This is a genomic window from Archangium violaceum (assembly GCF_016859125.1).
Classification (GTDB): Bacteria; Myxococcota; Myxococcia; order Myxococcales; family Myxococcaceae; genus Archangium; species Archangium violaceum_A.
Genome location: NZ_CP069338.1, coordinates 505,841 through 523,139 on the forward strand (window position 1 = coordinate 505,841; position 17,299 = coordinate 523,139).

Genomic DNA, 17,299 nt, shown 5'->3' on the forward strand with positions numbered 1-17,299 from the left:
CAAGAAGTCCCCGCATGCGCTATTTCAGAATTGAGGAAGACAGGGCCGCGGGTTACACGGGCTATGTCGATGGCTCCCACAGGTGGATGCTTCCGGGCATCATCTGCCCTACATGTAAGGCTACATGGAGTGCTCTCGCCAAGGATTACCCCTCGGTGGACCTGACTCCAGTGGCATCCCTGGCCAACTTCGAAAAAGCCCGGCCCGAGCCCGCGGACGAGTATGAAAGGTTGTGTGAATTGGTACGTCCCCTGCTGCCTCCCGGAGCCGTGCTCGTGCCTGGAGCGGGATTTGGCCCGATCGTGGGCAGGGCCCAGGGCCGATTCGGGCAGCTCGTCTCTCCCGTTCCCTGGGTCCTGCTGATGCAGCGTGAGGCGCTGGAAAAGCTCCAGGCCGAAGGCCTGCAAGGACTCAAGGGATGCCGCACCGAGCTGCGCTTCCGTCAGCGTGCATCGCCCGAGCTGCTCGAGATGGAGCTCCTTCCCGTGGGCCGCGCACACCCGGATTGTCTGCCCTCGAAACGCCAACCGGTCTGTCACCGCTGTGGCCGCGACGGACTCTCCCTGCCCGATAAGCTCCTACTGGACGCCACCACACTTCCCAGCCACCTGGATCTGTTCCGCCTGGAGGACTTCTCCACCGAAGTCATTTGCACCGAACGCTTCGTCGACGCATGCCGTCGTCTGGGATTGGATGGCGTTGTCTTCCACCCCCTGCCGGCGAGGTAAGCCCGCTCGACGCCGGTGTGGTCGCCGCCTTCGCTCGCGGCACCACTATCGGCTCGTCTGGGGGCACGACCTCTCGCCCCTGGGTCAGTGGATGAGCCGGTACACCTGCTCCAGCAGCAGCGCGCAGAGCAGCCCGCCGTAGGTGCCCAGCACGTAGCCGGCCACCGCCAGCATGACGCCCACGGGCGCGAGCGCCGGATGGAAGGCCGCCGCCACCACGGACGCCGAGGCCGCGCCACCCACATTGGCCTGTGAGCCCACGGCCGCGAAGAAGATGGGCGCTCGCACCAGCCGCCGCGCCGCCAGGATGAAGCCCGCGTGCACCGCCATCCACACCGCGCCCACCGCCACCATCGCGGGCGCGTCCAGCAGCCGCCGGAAGTCGGCCTGGGCGCCAATGGTCATCACCAGCACGTAGAGGAACAGCGCGCCCACCCGGCTCGCCCCGGCCCCCTCCAGGTTGCGCACCGGGGTGAACGACAGCGCCATTCCCACAGTCGTCACCAGGATGACCACCCAGGTGAAGCCCGTGATGATGGAGCCAACGTCCGGCAGGTACTTCGAAATCGCCGTGCACACCACCGTGGTCCCCAGGCCGATGGTGAGGATCCACACCAGGTCCGACAGGCTCGCGGGCTTCGACACCGAGGCGTGGAAGCGCTCCACCTGCTCGCGCACCACGTCGATGGCCTTCCGGTCCGCGCCCATCCGCGTGTCCATCTCCCGCTCGCGCCCCGCGAAGTAGAGCAACACCGCGGTCCACATGTTCGACACGCCCACGTCCACGACGACCATCATGCTCAGGACGTCCTCCCGAGTCCCGACACTCTGCCCGATGGCCACGAAGTTGGCGCTGCCCCCAATCCACGAGCCGCTGAGCGCCGCCAGCCCCTTCCAGGCCTGCTCACCGAGCTCCTCCGGCATCCAGTGGCCCAGCAGGAGGTACGCGAGCGGCCCGCCAAGCACGATGCCCGCCGTCCCCGCCAGGAAGAGCACCACGGCGCCGCGCCCCAGCCGGGAGATGGCGGGCAGGTCCATCGACAGCACCTGGAGCACCAGGCTCGCGGGCAGCAGGTACGCGGACACGAAGCGGTAGAGGTCGGACTTCGTGGGGATGACGCCCGTGTTCGAGAGCAGCGTGGGGACGAAGTAGACGAGCACCAGGATGGGCAGCACCCTGAAGACGCGCGCGCCCACCGGGTGCCGCTCGGCGAGGAACAGCAGCGCCAGCACGGTGAGCAGCACCGCGAGCACCGCCATGGGACTCTGGATGAGCGGCTCCGTCATGAGGCGGACCGAGGCTCCACTCCGAGCCCGGGCCCGTCGCCCAGGCGGATGCGCCCATCCACCACCGGGTGCCCCTGGAAGGGGTCCGCCGAGAGGAGCAGGTTGCCGTCCAGGTCCAGCCAGTCCACCAGGGGCCCCAGGTGCGCCGCCGCCGCGATGCCCACCGACGTCTCCACCATGCACCCCAGCATCACCTTCAGCCCGCACGAGCGCGCCGTCTCGATGATGCGCAGCGCCTCGCGGATGCCACCGCACTTCTGCAGCTTGACGTTGATGCCGTGGTAGCCCTCGGCGAGCCGCGGCACGTCCGAGGCCATCATCAACGCCTCGTCCGCCACCAGCGGCAACGGCGAGCGCTGGCGCAGCCACTTCGCGCCCTCGACGTCCGCCGCCGGCAGCGGCTGCTCCACCAGCTCCACGCCCTGCGTCGCCAGCCACTCGATGTGCTTCAGCGCCTCCTCCGGGCTCCAGGCCTCGTTGGCATCCACCCGAACCGTCTTGGAGGTCGCACTCCGCACCGCGTCGAACATCTCGCGCACCGATTGGGCGCCGAGCTTGATCTTCAGGACGGGATACGGCTCCGCCTCACGCACCTTCTGGGCCATGGTCGCCGGGTCGTCGATGCCAATGGAGAACGACGTGATGGGCATCCGCGCCGGGTCCAGGCCGAACATACGGTAGAGCGGCACCCCGAGCCGCTTGCCCGCCAGGTCGTACAGCGCGATGTCCAGCGCCGCCTTCGCCGCGTGATTGCCCGGCAGGGCCTCCTCGACACGCTGCGACAGGACGCGGAAGTGCCACGGGTCCCCCTCGAGCGCCGGAGCGAGCTTCTGGAGCGCCTCGGTCACCGTGTCGGCGGACTCGCCGTAGCGCACGTTCGGGGCCGCCTCGCCCCGGCCGACCACGTCGCCGTGACGCAGCTCGACAATCACGTTGCGCTTCGAAGTGCTCGTCCCGCGCGAAATCGTCCAGGCATGGCGCAGGGGCAGCTCGATGACTCGGACATCCATCGGAAGTGACATGCGGTGAGCCTCCCAGGAGGGTCGCCCTTACCACAGGTTGGACACCCCCGGGCACACCGAGACACGGCGACCGTGGACGAGCCGATGGACTCCCATACACTGCGGGCATGCGCCCCCTGCTTTTCATTCTCGCCCTCCTGGCCGTGCCGGGTTGTGGCCATGCCGCCGGCACCTCCCGGAGCACCTCGCCCCGAGCCGCCGAGGAGCTGCGCACGCTGCTCGCCGAGCTCATCGCCGTGGACACCTCCAACCCTCCGGGCAACGAGGCCGCCGCCGCCCGGGTGGCCGCGCGGTGGTTGCGCGAGGCCGGCATCGAATCCCAGCTCGTCGAGCCGACCCCCGGCCGTGCCCACCTCCTCGCCCGGCTGAAGGGCAACGGCCGCGCGCGCCCCGTGCTGGTGCTCGCTCATCTGGACACGGTCCCCGCCCGCAGGGAGGAGTGGGCCTCCGACCCATGGACGCTCACCGAGCGCGACGGCTTCCTCTACGGGCGCGGCGTCCAGGACAACAAGGGCATGGCCGCGGCGAGCGTGCTGGCGCTGCGCAGGCTCAAACGCGACGGGGTGAAGCTCTCGCGTGACGTGGTGCTGGTGCTCAGCGCGGACGAGGAGGTGGGCTCCGGCAACGACATCGACTGGCTGCTGGAGCACCACCCCGAGCTGCGCGAGGCGGAGCTCGCCATCAACGAGGGAGGCCTCACGGCGCTGACGGAGGACCGCCGCCGGGTGCGCTTCGTCAACCTCCAGGCCGCGGAGCGGGTGTCGCGCAACGTGGTGTTGAAGGCCTCCGGGCCGGGCGGGCACTCCTCGGTGCCACCGGCCGCGCCCAACCCCATGGTGCGTCTGGCGGCGGCGGTGGCCCGCGTCGGAGCGCTCACCTTTCCCACCCGGCTCACCCCCGTCACCCGGCTGAATGTGGAGGGCCGCGTGAAGGTGACGAGCGGCGAGCTGGGTGAAGCCCTGAAGCGGCTCGCGGCCTCGCCGGACAACCCGCCCCAGGAGGCGGTGGACACCATCGCGCGGCTCGAGCCGGCCCTGGCCGCCGTGCTGCGCACCACCTGCGTGCCCACCGTCTTCAACGCCGGCACCCGGCCCAACGTCATCCCCGCCACCGCCGAGGCCACCATCAACTGCCGGCTGCTCCCGGATGAGGACATCCAGGCATTCCGCGCCCGGCTCGTCGCGGCGGTGAACGACCCGGACATCCAGGTGGAGATGAACATGAATCCCCCGGACTCGCCCGCCTCGCCGGTGGGCGACAACGCCATGTTCCGGGCCGCCACGGCCGCCGCCGCGAAGGTGTGGCCGGGCGCGCCCGTCTTCCCGCGCATGTCCACCGGCACCACCGAGTCCTCCGCGCTGCGCCGGGCGGGCATCCACGCCTATGGCATCGACCTCTTCGCCCTCACGCCGGAAGACGCCCGCACGGCCCACGCCCCCAACGAGCGGATTCCCGTGGCCTCGCTCCAGCCCGGCGCCGAGTTCGTCCATCTCCTCCTGTCCGAGCTGGTGAAGTGAGCGAGCCGACCCCTCCCCCAACAGCACCCGAGCGAGCCTCATGAAGACCCCGACGAACGCACGCGTTCCGCTGTATCTGGTCCTGCTGGCCTCCACGTTGACGGCCTGTGCCTCCTGGCGGGACAGGCCCACCCCCACGGAGACAGGCCCGGTGGCGAGAATCTGGAGGAAGAGCGCCCAGGCGCGCGACTTCGAGCGCTTCACCCGCCAGGGCACCGCGCTCACCGCGGAGGGAGCCCTGGAGCTCGACGCGGCGACGGTCCGCACCGCGCCGGATCCGTTCCCCAGCCACACGCCGCCCGGCACGCAGACGCCGATTCCCGAGGGCAGCTACGTCTTCGGCAGCGCCATCTCCGAGGAGCAGCCCATCTCTGGAGGTTTCGACAACGTGGTGCCCTCGTTCGACGCGCTCACCCCGCCGGGCACGTGGGTGCGGCTGACGCTCGCCGCGCGCGTGGAGGGGCAATGGACGAAGGACTATGACTTCGGCGTCTGGGCGCTCGACAAGGACACCGTGGTGCGCCACAGCGGCGAGCGCCAGGAGGACGGGCACGGCAAGGTGCTCACCGATACCCTCGCCCTCGAGAAGAAGGCGGACGCCCTGCGGATGACGGTGTGGCTCTTCTCCTCCAAGCCCGGCGTGAGCCCGAGCATCCGCGCGCTCTCGGCGGCGATGACGGACACGAGCCGCACGGCGCCGGAGGAGACCTCGGATCGGCGAGCCTGGGGAACGGTGCTGGAGGTGCCCGGCCGCTCGCAGCTCCTCTATCCGCCGGATGGGGGCGTCTGGTGCTCGCCCACCTCGGTCTCCATGCTGCTCGCGTACTGGGGGAAGAGGCTGGGCCGCAACGAGCTCGTGGTACCGGTGCCCGTGGCGGCCGAGTACGTCTACGACGAGGTGTACCAGGGCACCGGCAACTGGCCCTTCAACACCGCCTATGCCTCCGCGCTCGGGGAGGGTGCCCTGCACGGGCTGGTGGCGCGCTTCGACTCGTTCGCGCAGGTGGAGCGGCTCATCGCCGAGGGCATCCCGGTCAGCATCAGCATCGCCTTCGAGAAGGGCGAGCTGACGGGCTCTCCCATGGCGCGCTCGGACGGGCACCTCATCGTGGTGAAGGGCTTCACGCCGGAAGGGGACGTCGTCTGCAACGATCCCGCCTTCCCGAACGACGAGTCGGTGAACGTGACGTACAAGCGCCAGGAGTTGCAGCGGGCGTGGGACCACTCCCGCCGGTCGGCCTACGTCCTGTGGCCCGCGGGCACGCCCCTGCCCCCGGGCGCGCTCACCTTCGTGCAGTGAGCGCTCTGTGAGGAAGGGACCGCGCGCCGCGCAGCGGCGATTGCTCTCCTGCTTCTCCAACATCGCGCATTCTTCAAGCCCGCCACGGACGTGGTGCTCATCGGCCATACCTACCCGCAGCAGAAGGGCGCCACCGAGACGCTGGTGGCCCTCCAGGTGGGCCCGCTGAAGAAGGCCGTGCGCGCGGTGGGCGAGCGGACGTGGTTCCGAAGTATGGGCAGCGTCGCCGCGACGAAGCCGCGGCCCTTCGACAAGCTGCCCCTCACCAGGGAGCGCGCCTTCGGTGGCTGTGACCGGACGGACCCGGCGAAGCCCGCCTTCGAGCCACTCAACCCCGTGGGCACGGGCTTCCGCGCCAGCCCGCGCCACTTCTTCGAGACGACTTCCAGCAGTGGTTTCCCCCCTGCGTCGTTCGGGGAGACGGGCGCGGCCACGGGGGCCGCCTCCGTTTGCCTGGCGGTGCGAGGCTTCAGCCGAAACTACGCGGGCAGCCGCGCGGCCATGGTGCTACTCCTGGGGGACGACGAGGAGCGGGGCGCGGTGCTCGTCGAGGACCTTCTCCCGTCATCCGGTCAAGAGAGGTAGCGCCATGAACCCAAGCGAAGCGTGGCAGCGAGCAATGGCCAACTACACCGAAGCAGCTACCAAGGCCCGCCAAGCCAAGGCCCAGGCGGAGCAGGCCCGCCAGCAGGCCGCCCAGGCCCAGTCACGCCTGGACGAGGCCCAGAAGAACCTCGCCAAGGCCGAGCAGGAGAAGAAGGGTATCACCCAGGCCCGTAAGGAGCTCAGCGAGGCCGAGAAGCCCGGGAAGACCGCCGCGAACGCCCAGAAGAAGGCGGACAAGGAGGAGAAGGACGCGCACATGGCGCAGCTGAAGACCCTGGAGAGCCACCAGCCGGGCGAGGACAAGGGCTGCGTCACCCGCTGTGTCCGGGAGGTGCGCGGCCCTCAGACGGGATGGAAACCCGGGCGGGCCCTCTTCGAGGGTCACGACCACAAGGAAAACGCCATCAAGTACCACGTTACCAACGAGCGGTACTGGTACAACTTGCGCTTCCATCAGGAAGGCAGCAGGGAGCGGAAGCGGCTGCTGGCCGCGCTCGCCTGGCGGTACAACCCCGACGACAAGCCCGACAAGGAGACGGAAGGGGAAAGGAAGAAGCGGGTGAAGGCGGGCAGGAAACGGCAGCTCGGGATGCGGCTGGCCTCGCGCGAGGACCGCAACAATCCCCTGGTCACCGCGGGGGCCTGGGACATGGGGCTGTCGGGCGAGAACTTCTGGTCAGACAGCAACAAGCCCTGGCACCATGAGGCCCACCACATCATCCCGACCAACGCCCTCGCCGAGGCGTTCGGGGAGGACATGGCGCTGTTGCAGCAGCTCACGTGTCTACCTGCTGCCTGCCCACGTCAACAACCACCCGGGCTACAGCCGCATCCTCGAGGACCGTGTCCGTAAGGTACGCAATGCCGTTGGAAAGCAGCAGGCGAAGAAAGAAGGGCACCCCGAGCTGTCCGAAGCCCAGAACAGGCCCTGGAAATCCCGGCTGGAGAACATCTCCAAGTCACTCCGGAAGGAACTGCGCAAGACAGGCCTTCGCGAGGGGCTGTCGGGCAAGGACGTGACCCTGGACCAAGTCTTCGGAGCAGCGGCCTCCGCCTAGGTGAAGCCGCGACGCGCCCGCCCTCTCCTCCCCTGGTACACCTCATGGCCCCACACGACTACTTCCTCCTCATGCAGGACCATACGGACGAGAACTGCCTGGTCAACACGCTGCCCGGCGAGCTGAACAAGACCTCCTGGGCCGCAGCCGAGGGGGTTCCCATGGGGAACAAATACCCCGCGGGCGTCCGGCTGGACATGGCCACGCGCCACCGCGGGCTCGTCGTCCCGGACCTCATTCCCAACACCGTGCAACTGAATCTCGTCTCCGGGCGGATGAAGCCCCTGCTCGAGAAGGAAGCCGGGGTGGAGATCGAATTCCTGCCCTTCGCGCTCCACGACCACAAGGGTCGCGTCGCCGCCCCGGACTGCTACATCGCCAACGTCCTCGGCAGCCAGGACTGCGCCGACCTGAAAAAGACCCGTGGGGAGAAGACCGTCGGCGAGCCCGGGAAGTTCGAGGTCATCAAGCAGCTCCATCTGGACCCGGCCAAGGTGCCCGCAGACCTGAAGCTCTTCCGCCTGGGGTCGATGCCAAACCTCCTCATCATCCGCGATGACCTGCGCGCCACCTTCGAGCAGAACGGCGTCACCGGCGTCCGTTACGTGGCCATGGGCGAGCGGGGCTACTTCGTCTGACCACCGAGGCGCGCACCCCATGGACCTGGAAACGATTCAGGACAACGCCTGGTTCGCCTTGGGCAACGCCCTGAAGACCATCTCGGAGAAGACCGACGCCGAGCGCACCGGCAAGGCCCATGGCGTCGTCACCTACATGTACCACCGGCTGGCGCTGTGCGAGCTGCTCGCCGAGGCCCGCACGGACCGCTTCCAGGTGCTGCTCTGCAAGTCCGCGCTCGCGCGAGCCTTCATGCTGCGCCTGGCCACGAGCAGGCGCTTCGAGCCCATCCTCATCTGCGGGAGCAGGAACTTCTCCTTCGTGGACGCAGTCACCGCCGGGCAGCTCGATCTGGCGGCGGAGCTGGCGCGGCTGTCGCCGGACCGCCACGAGCCCCGCTGCGAGTACGAGGACGACTTCCTCCTGCACCGCTTCATGCAGAAGCGTCTGCTGCACCTGCACGCGGCGGAGGACCACGACTTCCAGGCGATGCTGGAGCGCTGGGCCCAGATAGTGGAGGGCGAGCACGCCCCCTACCTCGACGTGTGCCGGGCGCTGGTGCTCCGCGACACCGAGGCCTTCCACACCACACTGCTCGAGGCAGGCGAGGAGCGTGCCCGCCTCTTCCGCAAGAAGGACGCCTATCCCGAGGACGCGCGCCGCACCGATGGGGCCGTGTTCATGAATGGGTTTGCCCTCCTGCGGCTGGCGGAGCTGAGCGGAATGCCCACGCAGCGCGAGTACCCCAACATTCCCCACCTGGCGCGACTGCCTGTCGGTACGCTGCCGCTGCCCCCAGACACCTGGATGCGCCCGGACGAGGGGCTCCCCACATAAGACCCCTCACATTCCCGGCGTCCGCGTCACAGCCTCGATGAGGACAACGAGAGCTGCTCGACCTGTCGCCTGGCCCGGACCTTTACATCCCGACGCGCAGAGCCCCTCAGAGGAGGTGGAGCGCGGAGACTTCCCGCCTCTACGAGGATGCATCGGGAGATGCTCCTCCCAGCTCGTTGAGCACTCCCGCCGGTCGGCCTACGTCTTGTGGCCCGCGGGCACGCTCCTTCCCCCGGGCGCGCTCACCTTCGTGCAGTGAGCGCGCCGTGAGGGAGACAGGTACCGCGCCGCTCAGCGGCGCTTGCTCTCCTGGAAGGTGACCTGGAGCGTCACCTCCTTGCCGTCGCGCAGGACGACGGCGGTCACCGTCTCCCCCGGCCTGGAGGCGTTGAGCGCGTACATCAAGTCCTCCACGCTGCCGACCTCGTGGCTCCCCAGGCGGATGAGCACGTCGCCCCGCTTCATTCCGCCCAGCTCGGCGGCCCCACCCGGCCGGACTCCCGCGAGCAACACGCCGCGAGTCCCCTGCGGCGGCGCATAGTCCGGCACCGTGCCGAGTGACGCGTTGAACGAGCGCATGTCCCCCGCGGGCGCCGGCGCGGGCACGTTCCGGTACGTGATGCGCGCCTCGTCGTGGCTCACCGTCGCCGCGACCTCCGCCACGATGAGCGCCACCTGCGCCAGTCCCGCGGCGTTGATGCGCTCCGCGCTGTCGGAGGGCTTGTGGTAGTCGCCGTGCGCGCCGGTGAAGAAGTGCAGCACCGGGACGCCCGCCGCGTAGAACGGGGTGTGGTCCGAAGGCCCGTAGCCATCCCCGGAGCCATCACACTGCACCCGGGCCCGCTCGCACGCCGGCGCGAGCACCTCACGCCACTGCTGGCCCGACTCGACGCCCAGCACCGAGAGGCGGTTGTCCCGCAGCCGCCCCACCATGTCGAGATTCAGCATCGCGACGACATCCTTCATCGTGACGCCAGCGGGGGGCGAGCGCGTCCACGCCGTCGAGCCGAGCACGCCCATCTCCTCTCCCGAGAAGGTGGTGAAATAGACGTCCCGCCGCAGGCGCGTGCGCTGCTCGGCGAGCAACCGCGCCGCCTCCAACAGGCCCGCCACGCCCGAGGCGTTGTCATCCGCGCCCAGGTGCGGCTCGTGGCGCTCGGGAGCCAGCGAACCCCGTCCGCCCAGACCCAGGTGGTCATAGTGCGCCCCGACGACGACCACGCCCGGGGTACGCGCCTCCTGCGCGGAGGCCGTCAGCCTGCCCACGATGTTCCAGGTGTCCTTCATCACCTTGTCGAGCTTCACCGCCACGCGGCCCTTCACCTTGCGCTTCTGCTCGAGCTGCGTGAGCACGGGCTCGAACCCGGCGCGCTGGAGGACGACGACCGGAATGCCCGCGTCCTGCGTGCCCTCGGGCCGGAGCACGGGCAACCGGGCCTCGGCCGCTCCCTGCTCCGCCCCCGGCGTCCAATCCACGACGATGAGCGCCTTCGCACCGGCCTCCTTCGCCGTCCAGGCCTTGTAGCGGAGGTCTCCATAGCGACGCTGCGCCTCGTTCGCGGAGAACGCCGGCACGTCGGGGACGAAGCGCCTGACGACCACGATCTTCCCCTTCACGGAGAGTCCGGCGTAGTCGTCGATGCCCAGCTCCTTCGCCTGGATTCCGTGGCCCGCGAGGACGACGTCGCCGCTCACCTCGCCCTCCGCGGAGAAGCCCAGCGGGATGAAGGCATCGGCCTTCGCCTGGGTGCCCCCCAACGTCACCGCCGTGCCGCTCCCGACCTTCACCTCGGTGATGACCGGGAACTTCTGACGGAAGCTTCCGTTGTCACCCGCGGGCGAGAGGCCCAGCTCCGCGAAGCGCTTCTCGAGGTAGCTCGCCGCGACTTCGAGCCCGGGTGAATCCACGCCCCGGCCTCCCTGCTCGGGCGCCGCGAGGAAGCGCACGTCCGTCATCACCCGGTCCGCCGGCAGCGGCACGCGCGTCTCCCGCGGCTCGTCCTTCCAGTCGGCGATGAGGACGTGGGTGTCGGTCTTGCCCTCCGGCGTCACGCGGTTGGACGAGAACGCGAGCTTCGTCCCATCCGGGGAGAACAGCGGGAAGCCGTCGAAGCCCTTCGAGGTGGTGATCCGCTCCAGCCCGGCGCCCGTCGCGTCCACCGCCCAGATGTCGAACTCCCGCCCCTTCGGATCCTGGTAGTTGGAGGAGAAGAGGATGCGGTTCTTCGTCGGATGCCACGAGGGAGCGAAGGACGCGGCGTTCAGGTAGGTGATCTGCGTCGCGTTGGAGCCATCCGCGTCCGCGACATAGAGCTCGAGCTTCGTGGGCCGCACCAACCCCTTGGCGAGCAGCGCCTGGTAATCCTCGAGCTCCTTGCTGCCCGGCCTGGGCCGCGAGGCGCGCCAGACGAGCTTCGAGCAGTCGGCATTGAAGAACGCGCCGCCGTCGTAGCCAGGAGCGTGCGTGAGCCGCTTCACGTTCCCGCCATCCGCGTCCATGCGGTACAGCTCGAGATCTCCATCGCGCGTGGAGGTGAAGACGATGGAGCCGTCCTTCGGGCACACCGTCGCCTCGGCGTCGTAGCCCTTCACCTGGGTGAGCGGCCGCACGTTCGAGCCGTCCGCGTTGGCCTTGTAGATGTCGTAGGTGTCGTAGAGCGGCCAGACATAGCCGTGGCTCATGTCGGGCTTCGGAGGACACTCCGGGCCGCCCCCGTGCGTCGAGGCGTAGAGCACCTGCTGATCATCCGGCGGGAAGGAGTAGGCACAGGTCGTCGCACCCGCCCCGCTGGAGATGGGACGCGTCTCACCCGTCTGGGCATCCATCCAGTAGATGCGATCGCACTTCTGCCCCTCGTGACGGGCCTGGAAGGTGAGCGCCTTGCCGGAGAAGGCCCAGTAGGCCTCGGCGTTCTCCCCCTCGAGGGTGAGCTGCCGCAGCGAGTTGAAATGCACCTCCCCGTCCAACGGAGCGAGCGTCCTGGGCACTGGAGCTGGCGCCTCCGGGGACGCAGCGGGCGGGGTTTCAGAGTGGGCGCAGCCGAGAGAAACGAGCAGGCAGAGGGAGAGTCGCTTCATGGGGACCCGAGAGTTGAAATTGAGAATCACTCTCAACATCCCCACACTTGTCGAACGAATTCAAGAGGGAGTTCCGAGACGCGCCCTCAAGGCCCGGAGGGGGAAGTGAGCAGTTCCTGGGAGGCACGCGGGGAGGGGCAGCGCCGCCAGAGCACGGCCGGACCCCACCGCCGCAGGACGCAGAACCCGTCCGCCTCCAGCGCGTGCTCCTTCAGTGCCCCCTTGATGACGAGCACGTGGGAGAAGCGAGTCTCCGAGAGCGGGCCCTCCAGGTCCTGGATGTCCTTGTCGGGGCGTACGAGCAGCGGCACGTCGCGGTGCAGATGGAACCGGCCGCCGGCATTCCACTCCTGCTGACCGGCGACGATGAGCCCGGTGAGGTCGGGCTGCTGGCCAGCGAAGACCATGGCGTCGATCTGCTCGCGGGCCAGTGCGCCCGGCATCTGCACCGTGGCCGCCGCGAGCGAGGAGAGCGCGTACACCCCCACGAGCCCGCCAATGGCCCGGTGGGAGAGCACGCGCCGCGAGAGGGTGCGCCAGGCGGGCCCGGCCGCGATGGCCACGAAGAGCGGCAGCAGCGGCGCCAGGAAGCGGATCTCCTTGTGCGCCAGCATCGTCATGATGCCCAGGTAGAAGGCGAAGGCGCCCACGAGCAGATCTCTCCGGGCCAGCCCGCGCGCGAAGTGCCAGGCGAGCAGCAGCGGCACCATGCCCGCGAGGGTGGTGAGGTTCCACCACCACGGTTTGGTGCCGAACTTCTCCGAGCCCTTGTGGAGGATGTTGAACTCGAAATACTTCCAGGCGGAGTGCCAGGGCGCGCCCCAGGTGAGCCAGTCGAGCAGGCCGAGCCCCAGGAGCACCACGCCCACGCCCACCGCGGCCCCCGCCACCGAGCGCCAGCGCCGCGCCGCCAACAGGCTCACGGCGATGGGCACCCCGAAGACCGCCGAGGGGTAGCGCACCACGAACGCCAGGCCCAGCAGGAGGCCACACCAGAACCCCGCGAGCAGAGCGTCCCGGGCCCGGGCACGCCAGGCCCACAGGAGCGAGCCCAGCAGGGGAGCCACGCTCAAGGAGTCCGCGAGCGGCCTCGCCGCATAGAGGAGCCACCCGCCCCAGGTGACGTGGACGGCCGAGGCCAGGAGCGCGGCCTCACGCCCATCGCGCTCCTCGACCAGACGGAACAGCGCCACGGTGCCCCACGCCTGCACGGCGGCACAGCAGAGCCACACCATGGAGGCCATGGCCCACGGGTGAACGAGCCCCACCTTCCCACAGAGCGCGAGCACACCGCCGAGCACCCCGGGGACGGCCCAGTTGCGCAGGCCCACGCCCCACTCCCAGGCCGCGCTCCAATACCCGAAGGCCAGCCCATGGGCCGGCTCCAGGAACTGGAAGATCTCGTCCGGGTGCTGCCGACCGCGCTTGAGCGCCACCACCAGGACGGCGAGGACCACCCCGACCACGGGTATCCACCGCTCCCACGCGGGCTTGAGGGATGAAGAAGGGTTCATCGATGCGGGGAGCCTCCGCTCCCGGCGCGGAGATTGCCACGAACCGCCCGCGTCGGGTGTCCCGCATGCTCGCGCGGGGGGCGAGCGCTCACGACCGGAGCAACCCGCCAAGAAGAAAGGGGCTGCCCCCCTCGCGGGAGACAGCCCCTGGAACTTCACGCGGTAGAGGCCCGGACTACTTCACGGCCTTCACGCGCTGGCGCTTCTCGGTGTGGCCCTCGGCGGGAGCCTCGGCCTCCGCGGGAGCGGGGGCAACAGCCACGGCCGGCTTGCCGATGCCGTACTTGTCCAGCACCTGCTTCTCCACATCCAGGCGCACCTCGGGGTGGTCGCGCAGGTAGTCCTTCGCGTTCTCCCGGCCCTGGCCGATGCGCTCGCCCTTGAAGGAGAACCAGCTGCCGCTCTTCTCGATGATGCCGTCGTTCGACGCCAGATCGATCAGGTCGCCCTCCTTCGAGATACCCGAGCCGTACATGATGTCGAACTCGACCTCCTTGAAGGGAGGCGCCACCTTGTTCTTCACCACCTTCACGCGGGTACGGCTGCCCACCACGTTCTCGCCGTTCTTGATGGCGCCCACGCGGCGGATGTCCAGGCGCTGCGATGCGTAGAACTTCAGCGCGTTACCGCCCGTCGTCGTCTCCGGGTTGCCGAACATCACGCCGATCTTCATGCGGATCTGGTTGATGAAGATGACGCACGTCTGGCTCTTGCTGATGGTACCGGTGAGCTTGCGCAGCGCCTGGCTCATCAGGCGGGCCTGCACGCCCATGTGCGCATCGCCCATCTCGCCCTCGAGCTCCGCCTTCGGCACGAGCGCGGCCACCGAGTCCACCACCAGCACGTCGATGGCGCCCGAGCGCACCAGCATCTCGGCGATCTCCAGCGCCTGCTCGCCCGTGTCCGGCTGGCTCAGCAGCAGGTCATCGGTGCGCACACCCAGCTTGCGCGCGTAGCCGATGTCCAGCGCGTGCTCGGCGTCGATGTAGCCGGCCACGCCGCCGCGCTTCTGCGCCTCGGCCACGATGTGGAGGCAGAGGGTCGTCTTACCGGAAGACTCCGGCCCGTAGATTTCGACGATGCGGCCCTTGGGCACGCCGCCAACGCCCAGCGCGATGTCGAGCGAGATGCTTCCCGTCGAAATGGCCTGAACATCCCGAACCAGCGGCTCCTCGTTGCCGAGCCGCATGATGGACCCCTTACCGAACTGGCGCTCCACGGCGGACATCGCCAGTTCGATCGCCTTCTCCTTCTCTGGATTCACGGCCATTTCGTCTTGCTCCTTGCGTATGCGGCGAGCCACCCCGGCCCACCTGAACTCGCGTTTAGTACGCTGAAGGATGACCCTAGTCCATCCCTCTGACATGACCCACAACGTTCAGCGTCGAGGCAGCCAGATCAGCAGGCAGGCCAACAGCCCCGCAAGTCCGCTGATCGCCCCCTCATAACCCCAGAAAACACCCAGAAACACCTGGATGACGGACAAGATCGCCAGCACCAGCATACCCGCCCGCTGGGAGGTCGAGCGTTCAGGAGCCAACACCCCGGTCACCAGCGCCAGCAGCGACAGTCCCATGAGCAGGACGGAGGGCTGGAGGGAATCGGATTCGGGCAGCCCCCGCTCGAGCAGGAGCACCCACTCCGCGACGATGCCGGCCCCCAGGGTCCCCCCGGCCGCCAGGGGCGCCCACCGGAAGCCCGGGGCATCCGCGTCGAGGCCCCGCAGATGGTCCAGGTCCTCCGGGCGGACCTCCAGGGCGAAGGGGAAGCCGAGCCGCGTCAGCGCCTCGGTGGCCGAGGCCCGACAGGAGCGCCCCGCCGCGTCCACCAGCCCCGCCAGCTGGCCGCTCTCCAACAGGTGATGGAGCAGGTCCGCGACCTCTCGCGAGCCCCCTCCGGCCGCCAGTGCGTCCAATTGGCGGTTGATCCTCGCGGCCAGCGCGGCCCGCTCGGCGTCGGTGGTAGCGCCGCGAGCCTCCTCGACGAGCTCCTGGACCGGAGCCTCGACCGGCGCCTCCCACGGAGCCAGGGACGGCGGCGCCGAGCCCTCCCCTTCCGTCGGCTCGCCCTGACGGGTGCCGGAGCCGGGGGGGCGCGTATGAGTGGTGCCAGACATGGCGGAAACTGTAACGACCGGCTCACACCCGCTTCAAAGCGTCCCGACGGCCCCTCGCCCTGGAGCTTCCACCAACCGACGCGAGCGCCCCCCTCCGGCGCCCGGACGACAGTGCCCCTCCCTTCCGGGATGTCCACGAGAGGACCTCCCCGCGCGACGCGGCGGCACGGAAGACAGCACCGGAGGAGCGGTGACGGAGTAGACTGGCGGCGCCTTGTCTTCCGCCCCCCCTCCCGCGAAGACCGTGGAAATCCCCTCGCGCCGCTTCGGGCGCTACGTGCTGCGCTCGCGCCTGGGCTCGGGGGGCATGGCGGAAGTGTTCCTCGCGGAGGCGAGGGACGAGAAGGGCATGCCCTTCAAGGTGGCGCTGAAGCTGATGCGCAAGGACGTCACCGCGGAGGCCTTCGCCGACGAGGCGGACCTGATGGGCCTGCTGGAGCACCCCAACCTGGTGAGCCGGCTGGAGATTGGCGAGGCCTTCGGGCGCTACTTCATCGCGATGGAGTTCCTCGTGGGCGGCGACCTGGAGGGGCTGCTCCGGGCGCACGAGAGCCAGGGCGCCCCCCCGCCGGTGGCCGTGGGCGTCCACGTGTGCATCGAGGTGCTGCGGGCGCTGGCCTACTTCCACCAGGCGCGCACGCGCAGCGGCCGGCCGCTGGAGCTCATCCACGGGGACGTGAATCCCTCCAACATCTTCTTCTCCGGGCAGTGCGAGGTGAAGCTCGGCGACTTCGGCGTGGCCAAGGCGCGCGGGTTGGACCTGGGCCCGGAGGACGGGGTGACGGCGGGCAAGCTGCACTACCTGTCTCCGGAGCAGACGCGCGGGGACACGCTGACGCAGTCCTCGGATCTCTTCTCGCTGGGCATCGTCCTGCACGAGCTGGTGCTGGGCTTCCACCCCTTCGCGCGCGACAGCGACGACCCCGAGGTGGTGATGGCCGCCATCCGGGCGGCGAAGCTGATCCTCCCGGACAGGCTGGATCGGCAGCTCGGGGCCATCCTCCGCAAGGCGCTGGCGCCGGACGTGAACCAGCGCTACCGCACGGCGGGAGAGTTCGCTGGAGCACTCTTCACCTGGGCGCTGGACACGGGCCAGCCCTTCGCTCCGCGCGAGCTCCAGCCCTCGTTGCAGCAGGCCCTCTCCCTGGCCCTCTGGGAGCGGGAGAAGGGTCGCCCAAGGTAGATCGGAAAGCGCCACCGAACGAAGGAATTGTCGCGATCCGAAGCCCTTGGCCTGATCGTTGACAGGGTAAGGGTCCACCCGTACGGTGGCGCGCGTCGCTGGTGCCCGAGCATCCGCTCTGGCTTGAAAGGGAATCCGGTGTGAATCCGGAGCTGCCCCGCAGCGGTAAGCGAGAACGAACCCGTCCACCACACACTGGCCGAGAGGCTGGGAAGTAGACGGCATTAGGAATCAGCACCGGCCACACGCCGGATGCTCGCGAGCCCGAAGACCTGCCAGCACCTGCCACTGGGGAGAAATCCAGCGGCGGCTCGACCTGGACGCATCGTCCAGTCGCCCGAGGGGGCGGGGGTCGGCCTTGCGAGTCATCGCACGTCGCATGCGCGGCGCGGGCAGACCTTTTCCTCCTCGGCTCAACACGGTCGCGAACGGAGG

The 17,299-nt window shown here is 69.3% G+C and carries 14 protein-coding genes and 1 riboswitch; of the genes, 8 read left to right on the forward strand and 6 right to left on the reverse strand.

Annotated features, from left to right (window positions below; translation table 11 throughout):
* The first annotated feature begins 14 nt into the window (after positions 1 to 14).
* Complete coding sequence (gene sitI6 / locus JQX13_RS02160) at positions 15 to 728, forward strand: SitI6 family double-CXXCG motif immunity protein (protein WP_203407427.1); 714 nt, start codon at positions 15 to 17, stop codon at positions 726 to 728.
* Positions 729 to 812: 84 nt separating this feature from the next.
* Here sitI6 and JQX13_RS02165 read toward each other — a convergent pair whose 3' ends face one another.
* Both JQX13_RS02165 and JQX13_RS02170 read right to left on the reverse strand, forming a co-directional pair.
* Positions 813 to 2,015 (reverse strand): DUF819 domain-containing protein, encoded by a 1,203-nt coding sequence (locus tag JQX13_RS02165; RefSeq protein WP_203407428.1) that lies wholly within the window; start codon positions 2,013 to 2,015, stop codon positions 813 to 815.
* Complete coding sequence (locus JQX13_RS02170; RefSeq protein WP_203407429.1) at positions 2,012 to 3,037, reverse strand: dipeptide epimerase; 1,026 nt, start codon at positions 3,035 to 3,037, stop codon at positions 2,012 to 2,014. The genes JQX13_RS02165 and JQX13_RS02170 overlap by 4 nt, the downstream gene beginning before the upstream one ends.
* 107 nt (positions 3,038 to 3,144) lie before the next feature.
* Between JQX13_RS02170 and JQX13_RS02175 the strand changes: the two genes are divergently transcribed.
* From JQX13_RS02175 to JQX13_RS02200, 6 genes are all read left to right on the forward strand, one after another.
* Positions 3,145 to 4,554, forward strand: a complete 1,410-nt coding sequence (locus JQX13_RS02175; RefSeq protein WP_203407430.1) for a M20/M25/M40 family metallo-hydrolase — start codon at positions 3,145 to 3,147, stop codon at positions 4,552 to 4,554.
* A 40-nt stretch (positions 4,555 to 4,594) separates the two neighbouring features.
* Positions 4,595 to 5,854, forward strand: coding sequence for a peptidase C39 family protein (locus JQX13_RS02180; protein ID WP_239014481.1), 1,260 nt, complete (start codon positions 4,595 to 4,597; stop codon positions 5,852 to 5,854).
* Between the two features lie 90 nt (positions 5,855 to 5,944).
* On the forward strand, positions 5,945 to 6,439 hold the full coding sequence (locus tag JQX13_RS53635; RefSeq protein WP_239014482.1) for a DUF2169 domain-containing protein: 495 nt from the start codon (positions 5,945 to 5,947) through the stop codon (positions 6,437 to 6,439).
* A gap of 4 nt (positions 6,440 to 6,443) precedes the next feature.
* Positions 6,444 to 7,313, forward strand: coding sequence for a hypothetical protein (locus tag JQX13_RS02190; RefSeq protein ID WP_203407431.1), 870 nt, complete (start codon positions 6,444 to 6,446; stop codon positions 7,311 to 7,313).
* A 249-nt stretch (positions 7,314 to 7,562) separates the two neighbouring features.
* On the forward strand, positions 7,563 to 8,156 hold the full coding sequence (locus JQX13_RS02195) for an imm11 family protein (RefSeq protein ID WP_203407432.1): 594 nt from the start codon (positions 7,563 to 7,565) through the stop codon (positions 8,154 to 8,156).
* Between the two features lie 19 nt (positions 8,157 to 8,175).
* Positions 8,176 to 8,973 (forward strand): Imm49 family immunity protein, encoded by a 798-nt coding sequence (locus JQX13_RS02200; RefSeq protein ID WP_203407433.1) that lies wholly within the window; start codon positions 8,176 to 8,178, stop codon positions 8,971 to 8,973.
* A gap of 291 nt (positions 8,974 to 9,264) precedes the next feature.
* On the opposite strand, the gene JQX13_RS02205 is transcribed toward JQX13_RS02200, so the two are convergent.
* The 4 genes from JQX13_RS02205 to JQX13_RS02220 form a co-directional block, all read right to left on the reverse strand.
* Positions 9,265 to 11,961, reverse strand: coding sequence for a M28 family peptidase (locus JQX13_RS02205; protein WP_239014483.1), 2,697 nt, complete (start codon positions 11,959 to 11,961; stop codon positions 9,265 to 9,267).
* 176 nt (positions 11,962 to 12,137) lie between these two features.
* Complete coding sequence (locus JQX13_RS02210; RefSeq protein ID WP_203407435.1) at positions 12,138 to 13,565, reverse strand: glycosyltransferase family 39 protein; 1,428 nt, start codon at positions 13,563 to 13,565, stop codon at positions 12,138 to 12,140.
* A 175-nt stretch (positions 13,566 to 13,740) separates the two neighbouring features.
* Positions 13,741 to 14,835 (reverse strand): recombinase RecA, encoded by a 1,095-nt coding sequence (recA, locus tag JQX13_RS02215; RefSeq protein WP_203407436.1) that lies wholly within the window; start codon positions 14,833 to 14,835, stop codon positions 13,741 to 13,743.
* A 108-nt stretch (positions 14,836 to 14,943) separates the two neighbouring features.
* Positions 14,944 to 15,681 (reverse strand): hypothetical protein, encoded by a 738-nt coding sequence (locus JQX13_RS02220; protein WP_203407437.1) that lies wholly within the window; start codon positions 15,679 to 15,681, stop codon positions 14,944 to 14,946.
* 214 nt (positions 15,682 to 15,895) lie between these two features.
* On the opposite strand from JQX13_RS02220, the gene JQX13_RS02225 reads away from it, so the two are divergent.
* A complete protein-coding gene (locus JQX13_RS02225) occupies positions 15,896 to 16,864 on the forward strand; it encodes a serine/threonine-protein kinase (protein WP_239014484.1) in 969 nt (322 codons plus the stop codon).
* Positions 16,865 to 16,945: 81 nt separating this feature from the next.
* Positions 16,946 to 17,158, forward strand: a riboswitch (cobalamin riboswitch).
* The last annotated feature ends 141 nt before the right edge of the window (positions 17,159 to 17,299 follow it).

Excerpts from the sequence above, each read along its gene's own strand:
- JQX13_RS02195 (WP_203407432.1), top strand. The coding sequence starts at position 7,563 with ATGGCCCCACACGACTACTTCCTCCTCATGCAGGACCATACGGACGAG.
- JQX13_RS02165 (WP_203407428.1), bottom strand. The coding sequence starts at position 2,015 with ATGACGGAGCCGCTCATCCAGAGTCCCATGGCGGTGCTCGCGGTGCTG.
- JQX13_RS02190 (WP_203407431.1), top strand. The coding sequence starts at position 6,444 with ATGAACCCAAGCGAAGCGTGGCAGCGAGCAATGGCCAACTACACCGAA.
- recA (WP_203407436.1), bottom strand. The coding sequence starts at position 14,835 with ATGGCCGTGAATCCAGAGAAGGAGAAGGCGATCGAACTGGCGATGTCC.
- JQX13_RS02210 (WP_203407435.1), bottom strand. The coding sequence starts at position 13,565 with ATGAACCCTTCTTCATCCCTCAAGCCCGCGTGGGAGCGGTGGATACCC.
- JQX13_RS02180 (WP_239014481.1), top strand. The coding sequence starts at position 4,595 with ATGAAGACCCCGACGAACGCACGCGTTCCGCTGTATCTGGTCCTGCTG.
- JQX13_RS02200 (WP_203407433.1), top strand. The coding sequence starts at position 8,176 with ATGGACCTGGAAACGATTCAGGACAACGCCTGGTTCGCCTTGGGCAAC.
- JQX13_RS02175 (WP_203407430.1), top strand. The coding sequence starts at position 3,145 with ATGCGCCCCCTGCTTTTCATTCTCGCCCTCCTGGCCGTGCCGGGTTGT.
- JQX13_RS02170 (WP_203407429.1), bottom strand. The coding sequence starts at position 3,037 with ATGTCACTTCCGATGGATGTCCGAGTCATCGAGCTGCCCCTGCGCCAT.
- sitI6 (WP_203407427.1), top strand. The coding sequence starts at position 15 with ATGCGCTATTTCAGAATTGAGGAAGACAGGGCCGCGGGTTACACGGGC.
- JQX13_RS02220 (WP_203407437.1), bottom strand. The coding sequence starts at position 15,681 with ATGTCTGGCACCACTCATACGCGCCCCCCCGGCTCCGGCACCCGTCAG.